Below are 4,928 nucleotides of genomic sequence, written 5' to 3' on the forward strand. Positions count from 1 at the left end.
GAGGGGATCGACGCCGGAGGTCGGTTCATCAAGAAACAGAATGTCCGGTTCGTGCATTAGCGAGCAGGCCAGCGCCAGCCGCTGTTTAAAACCCAACGGCAGTTCATCGGTGGCATGTGAGGCGATACTTTTCAGGCCGAATGCCTCGCTCATACGGGAGATTTTTTCGTTCTGCGCCCGACCGCGTAAGCCATACACACCAGAGAAAAAGCGTAAATTCTGTTCGACCGTCAGGTTGCCGTAGAGCGAAAATTTTTGCGCCATATAGCCGAGATGCTGGCGTGCTTTACCGGAACTCTCTTTCAGATCCATGCCCAGCACCAGCGCCTGACCAGAGGTCGGCACCAGCAAACCGCACATCATCTTAAAGGTGGTCGATTTACCCGCGCCGTTTGGCCCCAGCAAACCAAAAATCTCCCCACGTTTAACGGTAAAGTTGACGTGATCGGTGGCGGCAAAATCACCAAATTTCTTGGTCAGCTCTTTCGCCTCGATCACTGTTTCGTCCGGTGTGCCTTCTACCGTATGTAATATTGCGCCCAGCGGCGATTCCGAGGTTCCGGCACCGCCGAGCAAATCAATAAACGCATCTTCAAAACGTGGTGTGGTTTCGTTGATGTTGATTTCTGGCATCCCGTCGGCGCGACGAATATCGTCTGGTGTGGCCTCTTTTTTGAGGATCAGGCGCACGGATTTCCCCTGAATCATGCCGTCGCTGACCTGTGGCAGTTTCAATGCTCGTTGCAACAGTTTGCGGTTGCCCTCGTGTGGACTGGTCATCAGAAAGCTGCGTCCGGCCATGGTTTGTGTCAGGGCTTTTGGTTCCCCCTGATACAGCAACTCGCCTTCGTTCATCAGCAGCACGTCACGGCACTGCTCGGCTTCGTCGAGATACGAGGTACTCCAGAGGATTAACATCCCTTCGCCCGCCAGCTCATGCACCATCTGCCACAGTTCGCGCCGTGAGATAGGGTCAACGCCGACGCCGGGTTCATCGAGCAGCAACACTTTCGGTTCGCCCACCAGGGTACAGGCCAGGCCGAGTTTTTGTTTCATCCCACCGGAGAGCTTGCCCGCCAGACGTCCGGTAAACGGGCCAAGAGACGTAAACTCCAGCAGGCGAGCAAAAGTCTGTTTACGTGCTTCACCGGTGACGCTGCGTAAATCCGCGTACAAATTGAGGTTTTCCATCACCGTGAGATCTTCATACAGACCGAATTTCTGCGGCATATAGCCGAGCACCGCGTGCAGCGCAGCGTCGTTTTTGATCGGATCAAAACCGATAACTGTGGCCCTGCCGCTGTCAGGTTTCAGCAACCCGGCCAGCATCCGCATCAGCGTGGTTTTGCCCGCGCCGTCCGGCCCTACCAACCCCGTCACATAACCAGCGTGAATGGTGCAGTCGAGCGGCGCGACGGCGGGCTTATCCATGCCCGGAAAGCGTTTTTCCAGGCCGTTCAGCGTGATAACGGCATCATTCATGTCCTGCCTCGTCACCGAATTGCACCGTCACTGGCATTCCCTGGCGTAACGCATCATCGGCGTCGGTCACCACAATACGCAGGCGATAGACGAGGTCGGTACGCAGATCCGGCGTTTCGACGGTTTTCGGGGTAAATTCAGCGGTTGGTGAAACGAAACCAATCTGCCCGTGATAGGGCTTGTCCGGGCGACCATCGGTATAGAGCAGCACTTTGCGCCCCGGCTGGGCCTGGTCAAGATTCCGTTCGTCAACATAGGCACGCACCCACACCGGACGAGTTAGTGAAACGGTAAACACCGTGCCGCCTTCATTGAGTACCGTGCCAGGCTCTACTGCGCGGGTTAACAGCGTGCCATCAGACGGTGCGACCAGCGTCGAATCCTGCAAATTCAGCTCCGCCTGCGCCAGTTGCGCCTGTGCCTGTTCGAGGCTGGCTTTTGCCTGGGCGATATCCTGTTCACGGTTACCGGAACGGTACTGACGTAATTTATCCTGAGCTGATTTCAGCGTTGCCTGCGCCTGGTCGCGCGAGGAGCGGGCATTTTCCAGGTCATTTGCCGAAATGGTGCGGCTTTTCCACAACCCTTGCTGACGGTTATAGAAGTTCTGCGCATAGTCATACGCGGCTTGCGCTTGTTTCACCGCTGCGGCGGCCTGAGCGATTTCTTCATCGCGATACCCGGCAAGCATCAGGTCGTACTGCGCCTGTGCCACCGAAACGCCTGCTTTCGCCTGCATCAGGGCAATCTCATACGGCTTATGATCCAGTTCGCCCAGAACCTGGCCCGCTTTGATCGCATCACCTTCGTCTACTGCCAGCGACTCAACACGACCACCGACACGGAAGCTTAGATTCACGGTGCGAATATCCACATTGCCATACAGCGTCAGGCCGTTATCCTGGCGGCTTTGATACCACCAGTAGCCTCCGGCAACCACGGCGGCAAGTACCACTACCGCCAGTCCAATCACGACAGGTTTTTTCATCACTACAAACTCCTTTGCGATAATCCTTGCAAAATCAGGTCGATATGACAGGTCACCGTCTGGTTGATCAGTTCGGTCTTTTCTTCATCGAACGCGGTCCAGCCGGTACGTAACAGAATTGTTTCTTTGCCAAGACGGAACGCCAGAATCTCACCAATCAACGCATGGGTATGGAGGATCATACGGGTATCGTTGGCGTCGCAGCCGGTCCAGGCGGCAATCAGGCGTGTCAGGTGGCTGTGTAGCGGGCTAATCACCTGTTCGTGCACCAGGTGATAGGCTGCCGTAGGAGAGAGCTGCTCACGGGAGATAAACTTACTGAGGTTGACGGTGTCATCCTGGGTGAGCAGCTTAATCATGTTCCTGCAGGCGCGAAGGATCAGTTCGCGGATGGCAGCCCGATCAGGCTGTGGTTGCGCGAACAAACGTTCGGCTTCTTCGGCGTGCGGACGGAACTGCTCGCCAATAAAATCGGCAATCCACTGGGCGCAGGCGAGGTACAAATCTTCTTTCGAACCGAAGTAGTAGGTGATGGCAGCGATATTCTGCCCGGCCTGGGCGGCTATCTCGCGGGTGGTGGCGTTCATTCCATATTCACCAAACTGTGCCAGTGCAGCAGCAATCAGCTGCTTTTTCGCCTGTTCACCTTTGGTTGTCATGGCAGGACTATTCATAGCACAGCCCATTCTTAATCAAATGATTGATTAAGATTATGACTCATTTTTCGCGTTGTCCAGTATGGCTAAGAATTTGAGCAACGTCAGTCACAGGGATAATTTATGCGCTGCGTCACAAAAACTGCTACACTCCGCTCCCTCATGACATTGTGGTTTTTGTCATTTTCCTTTTCAGTATCTCCCTGAAAACTACACCGGTAACGGTCGGGGCGGTTCGGAGTAGTTATGTCTTTCGATTCTTTGGGTTTAAGCCCTGATATCCTGCGCGCCGTTGCCGAGCAAGGTTACCGTGAACCCACCCCTATTCAGCAGCAGGCGATCCCTGCGGTGCTGGAAGGTCGCGACCTGATGGCCAGTGCCCAGACCGGCACGGGCAAAACAGCGGGCTTTACGCTGCCGCTGTTGCAACACCTGATTTCCCGCGAGCCGCACGCCAAAGGGCGTCGTCCGGTGCGCGCGCTCATTCTTACCCCGACCCGTGAACTGGCAGCGCAGATTGGTGAAAACGTCCGTGATTACAGCAAATACCTGAACATTCGTTCGCTGGTGGTGTTTGGTGGCGTCAGCATTAACCCGCAGATGATGAAGCTGCGTGGCGGTGTTGATGTGCTGGTGGCAACGCCGGGGCGTTTACTGGATCTGGAACACCAGAACGCGGTGAAACTGGATCAGATAGAGATCCTCGTCCTTGATGAAGCTGACCGTATGCTCGATATGGGCTTTATCCACGATATTCGTCGTGTGTTAACAAAACTGCCCGCGAAGCGCCAGAACCTGCTGTTCTCCGCGACTTTCTCTGACGATATTAAAGCCCTGGCGGAAAAACTGTTGCACAACCCGCTGGAAATCGAAGTTGCACGCCGCAATACCGCCTCTGAGCAGGTAACCCAGCACGTTCATTTTGTTGATAAGAAACGCAAACGGGAATTGCTGTCACACATGATTGGTAAAGGTAACTGGCAGCAGGTGCTGGTGTTTACCCGTACCAAACATGGCGCTAATCATCTGGCTGAACAATTAAATAAAGATGGTATTCGCAGTGCGGCGATCCACGGTAATAAATCGCAAGGTGCGCGTACCCGTGCGCTGGCCGATTTTAAATCGGGCGATATTCGCGTGCTGGTGGCAACTGACATCGCCGCGCGTGGCCTGGATATCGAAGAGTTGCCACACGTCGTCAACTATGAGCTGCCAAACGTACCGGAAGATTATGTCCACCGTATCGGGCGTACCGGTCGTGCCGCCGCCACCGGCGAAGCGTTATCGCTGGTGTGTGTTGATGAGCACAAACTGCTGCGTGATATTGAAAAACTGCTGAAAAAAGAGATCCCGCGCATTGCAATTCCGGGCTATGAGCCGGACCCGTCAATCAAAGCCGAACCGATCCAGAACGGTCGCCAGCAACGTGGCGGCGGCGGTCGTGGGCAAGGTGGTGGTCGCGGTCAACAGCAACCACGCCGTGGAGAAGGTGGCGCAAAATCTGCAAGCGCAAAACCTGCAGAAAAACCGTCTCGCCGCCTCGGCGATGCCAAACCAGCAGGCGAACAACAACGTCGCCGCCGTCCGCGTAAACCTGCCGCTGCGCAGTAATATTTTATGCCGGGCTATGCCCGGCATAAGATTGCTGACAATGATGTTTCTCCGGATGCGGGAAATCCCCGCATCCGGAAAACGTTATTGCGAGCCGCTTTCCAGAAACAGAAAAACCATTACCCCTGAAAACCGAAAAATGCCACAATATTGGCTGTTTATACAGTATTTCAGGTTTTCTCATGGCATTA

5 protein-coding genes are annotated in these 4,928 nt (G+C 54.8%); 1 reads left to right on the forward strand and 4 read right to left on the reverse strand.

Annotated elements, in window-relative coordinates; translation table 11 throughout:
* From EQY_RS0114190 to cecR, 3 genes are all read right to left on the reverse strand, one after another.
* The coding region (locus EQY_RS0114190) for an ATP-binding cassette domain-containing protein (RefSeq protein WP_000996102.1) at positions 1–1,482 on the reverse strand (1,482 nt) is incomplete at its 3' end.
* Positions 1,475–2,470 carry a secretion protein HlyD gene (hlyD, locus tag EQY_RS0114195; protein WP_001334148.1) on the reverse strand — a complete coding sequence of 332 codons (996 nt, stop codon included), beginning with the start codon at positions 2,468–2,470 and terminating at the stop codon, positions 1,475–1,477. The genes hlyD and EQY_RS0114190, both read right to left, overlap by 8 nt.
* 2 nt (positions 2,471–2,472) lie before the next feature.
* Entirely contained in the window at positions 2,473–3,144 is a 672-nt protein-coding gene (cecR, locus tag EQY_RS0114200) for a DNA-binding transcriptional regulator CecR (protein ID WP_024212582.1), read from the reverse strand.
* Between the two features lie 228 nt (positions 3,145–3,372).
* Here cecR and rhlE point away from each other — a divergent pair, with 228 nt between their 5' ends.
* Complete coding sequence (gene rhlE, locus EQY_RS0114205) at positions 3,373–4,737, forward strand: ATP-dependent RNA helicase RhlE (RefSeq protein WP_000007075.1); 1,365 nt, start codon at positions 3,373–3,375, stop codon at positions 4,735–4,737.
* Positions 4,738–4,741: 4 nt separating this feature from the next.
* Here the strand turns inward: rhlE and EQY_RS26835 are convergent.
* Positions 4,742–4,928, reverse strand: a 187-nt coding sequence (locus EQY_RS26835) for a hypothetical protein (protein ID WP_237712269.1), incomplete at its 5' end; no start/stop codon positions are given.

Origin of the sequence: Escherichia sp. TW14182 (genome assembly GCF_000208525.1) — a bacterium.
GTDB lineage: Bacteria > Pseudomonadota > Gammaproteobacteria > Enterobacterales > Enterobacteriaceae > Escherichia > Escherichia ruysiae.